Source organism: Psychrobacter sp. HII-4, from assembly GCF_904846595.1.
Taxonomy (GTDB): Bacteria; Pseudomonadota; Gammaproteobacteria; order Pseudomonadales; family Moraxellaceae; genus Psychrobacter; species Psychrobacter celer.
In genome coordinates, this window is record NZ_CAJHBJ010000074.1 from 1 (window position 1) to 3,281 (window position 3,281).

5 protein-coding genes are annotated in these 3,281 nt (G+C 38.5%); 3 read left to right on the forward strand and 2 right to left on the reverse strand.

Going from position 1 to position 3,281, the window contains the following annotated elements:
• The coding region (locus JMX98_RS13575) for a hypothetical protein (protein WP_201587346.1) at positions 1–662 on the forward strand (662 nt) is incomplete at its 5' end.
• 275 nt (positions 663–937) lie between these two features.
• Here the strand turns inward: JMX98_RS13575 and JMX98_RS13580 are convergent.
• Positions 938–1,318 (reverse strand): transposase family protein, encoded by a 381-nt coding sequence (locus JMX98_RS13580; RefSeq protein ID WP_265089392.1) that lies wholly within the window; start codon positions 1,316–1,318, stop codon positions 938–940.
• A gap of 11 nt (positions 1,319–1,329) precedes the next feature.
• Complete coding sequence (locus JMX98_RS13585; RefSeq protein WP_071003275.1) at positions 1,330–1,770, reverse strand: IS5/IS1182 family transposase; 441 nt, start codon at positions 1,768–1,770, stop codon at positions 1,330–1,332.
• A 287-nt stretch (positions 1,771–2,057) separates the two neighbouring features.
• Between JMX98_RS13585 and JMX98_RS13590 the strand changes: the two genes are divergently transcribed.
• A complete protein-coding gene (locus JMX98_RS13590) occupies positions 2,058–3,020 on the forward strand; it encodes a sel1 repeat family protein (protein WP_201587348.1) in 963 nt (320 codons plus the stop codon).
• Between the two features lie 120 nt (positions 3,021–3,140).
• A partial coding sequence (locus JMX98_RS14355) for a bacteriophage T4 gp5 trimerisation domain-containing protein (RefSeq protein WP_413786561.1) occupies positions 3,141–3,281 on the forward strand: 141 nt, incomplete at its 3' end.

Sequence of the window (3,281 nt, forward strand, 5' to 3'; positions counted from 1 at the left end):
CCTCATTGGTCATGAATGCCGATGGCAGTATCATCATCACAGGTTCCAGTATCATCACCCAAGCTGAGGGGGAGAATAAGGTGATTGGCAAGGATGTGCTGATCAATCCACCAGGAGCGAGTGCGGGAGGTGACAGAGAGCCTTATCCTGAGAATGCAGGCTATATGGCTACTTATGGTGAGCCTGATCAGGGGGGTGGGGGTATTGATGCTGATCTTACCAAGCCAATTTATTCTGAAAAAGCTCTTAGCGATGCTGAAAAACGAGTTTATTCTGATAGAAAAACAACATCTAATAAAAAGAGTAAGCCTAAGGTTGCAGATTCACGAGGCTCTAGTGGAGAAACTGCAGAAGAATATCGTAAAAGAGTAGGAGGGTCAGTTAGTAAGGCTTCTGAGATAATAGCGAGTACGGGTGATTTTATAGAAGATGCAGCCCCTATGAATCCTACGAAATTAGGGAAATGGGGTAGCGGAGCTGCGAAAGTGGTTGGGAACAAGATGAAGGATGATATTAAAGAAAGTGATAAAGGCATATTGGAGGCGACAGGAGAGGTGATTAGTGACACTTTTGATGACGCTACAAAAAAGGCAAGAGAGCTTGCAAATTGGTGGAAAACAGACCTAAATCCAAATCATCCCACGAAGGATGACAATGATTAATATGATAATAAGTAAGTATTTTGGAGAGCTGAGGATAGCTATTATGATTTTCATAAACGAAAATTGAAGGTTGTGATATCCTTCTGGGAAATTTAGATATGATTCATTGGATTATGAATTATAAAAAATTGAACTAAAATTTTTTGTTATATTAGAACATGATGAGATGAAGTTTTCTATTTTGATAGATACTGATATCAGTATATTTTTTATATTCTAAGTTGAAATATGTAAAGTATTTCACTACAAAATAAGTAAAAGACCTCTTGCAAAAGTCATAGGTTAAGCTCGGAATTAATGATACCAGCAAACAGCTTCATTCTAAGATCATAGCGCTGACGACGGTTGCGATATTTATGAGCCACGATTTTAAACAACTTGATTAAGCCTATTTTGTGCTCAACCACAATACGGAACCTTGCTAGATAGTGATTGGCCTGTTTGCATATCTCCAATAACTGACCACCACGAGGTTTCTTAAATGGTGTGAAGGTTTGCTTATGTAGCTTTGCTAACCCTTGATAGCCACTATCTGCTAGTAATTTAGCATTGTCAGGAAGCCAATCAGGACAAGTATCTTTATAGAGCTTAAAATCGTGGATTGACCCTTTGCAGGTTTGCACATCAAGTATCAAGCCGGTTTGCCAATGAACGATAACCTGCGCTTTTAAGGTGTGTTGTTTTTTCTTGCCGCTGTCGTAGTCTCTTTGGTTTTTTTTGGACGCTCAATAGGGGTTTCGGTGGCATCGACAATGACGACTGACCAATTGATGTCCTCATCGACACGACTAGGCAGCTTTTTAGGCAATTCAAACTTGCCAGAGTCAATCAGTGTGTCTTCTACTTTACGAATGATACGGCTAGCAGAAGACTCATGAATACCAAAGTCCATACTGATATGATAAAGCGTGCGGTATTCACGCCAATAAGTCAGGGCTAGTAGTATCTGCTCCTTAAGACTGAGCACACTTGGTCTGCCTGATTTGGTTTTAGATGCTTCATGCTCTTGCATGGCCTCAAGCATGTCATAAAAGGTGGCTTTATGAATGCCAGTGTAGCGTTTAAAACCAGCGTCACTTTGTTTGAGTAGCTTATCTATGTTTGGCATATCTATTAAGTAAGTAGCGTTCAATAATATACGTTGTGTCTTACAACTACTTTTGCAAGAGGTCTATTACATTCAGTATTCAAGATGACTTAGAGTTTATAAAGTTGAATGAGTTTGAGATAGTTCAGTCAATTATCAAGTTAATGCTTCCTTGATTAGATTAAGCTTTTAAAATTATGTTTTACAGGACTAAACATTCTGTTTTTAATTCAGTTAAGAGAATGTTTATTACGTGTAATAACTATTAAGAATGTAGTACATATTAAGATAATAAGGCAAAACATAAAATGAAAAATAAAATTACAGGACTACTCGCAGCCCTTATATTATCACTGACATGCATAACCATAGGCTGTTCAGCTTCTGATACTGTTATCACTACAGAAGCTATTGGTGCTACTGAGCCTGCATCTATCGTTCATTTTGATACCGCAAATCCAGAGAAAGAAGCCATTAATTTCATAAGGTTTTTAGAAGAAACCGAAGACCCCAAACGCTTCCAGATCGAATGCGATCAGAAGAACATAACCAAGTCCTGCTATTACTTCGCCTCATACCATGAAATAATAACAGAGGATATCACTCAAGCTTATGGCTATTATAAAAAAGCATTCGACTTAGGTCTTAAACAAACAGGCTTTTTTATTGCAAAGTTCCAGATATTTAATCCAGAATTATTCGATGATGACAATCGCCTAACCATAGACGAAAATATCAACTATCTAAAACAAGCTTCTGACGCAGGCTCTCCCGATGCGACTAGATTACTCATGCTCATCTATCGCAAGCCAGAATACAACCGTGTGGACTATGTCCAAGCTGAATACTATAACAAACTCGCTATTAAGCAAAATGTTAAGTACTCTAGATATACTTTGGCGTTCTTATATACTCATCATCTAAAAGACAAGTCTAAAATAGATGATAGCATTGAGCTTTATAAAGATGACTTGCTAGCAGAAAAAAACTGGGAGTCATCAACTGCTCTTTCTGGTATTTATCTTAATCCAGAAGAATTTGGTTCAGAGTTAAATTACGTCAAAGCGTTGGCTTATGCCTATGTTACTAGAGATATACGCAAAGACATTGTCAATGATCCAGCAAATGAGATGTTCGAAAATGTAGAAGATGATCTCATTGAACTATTACCTAGATCACTAACCCCTGATCAACTAGAACAAGCAAAAGTGCTTTACTTGGAAATAACAGAGAAGATGAACAGCCAGAGCACTTCTAAACAAAGCACGTAAAGAGCTTATAGAGGCTATTTATAGTGACTTATAAAATTAAAATATATCGTCATCGGCCGACTCTACAACAGTGCCAACCCGCCCCCATGGGGCTACCCGCAAGCAGCAAAGAAGTCTGGTATCAAGTCTAAAAACTTTAACTCGCCCCTTGAGAACTACAATGAGCTCATGTTCAATGATGATGCCGGCTTTGAGCTGGTGAACTTGCAGGCGCAGCGTGATTTAAACTCACTGGTGAAGAATGATGAGACTCGCAGAGTC

Excerpts from the sequence above, each read along its gene's own strand:
- JMX98_RS13585 (WP_071003275.1), bottom strand. The coding sequence starts at position 1,770 with ATGCCAAACATAGATAAGCTACTCAAACAAAGTGACGCTGGTTTTAAA.
- JMX98_RS13590 (WP_201587348.1), top strand. The coding sequence starts at position 2,058 with ATGAAAAATAAAATTACAGGACTACTCGCAGCCCTTATATTATCACTG.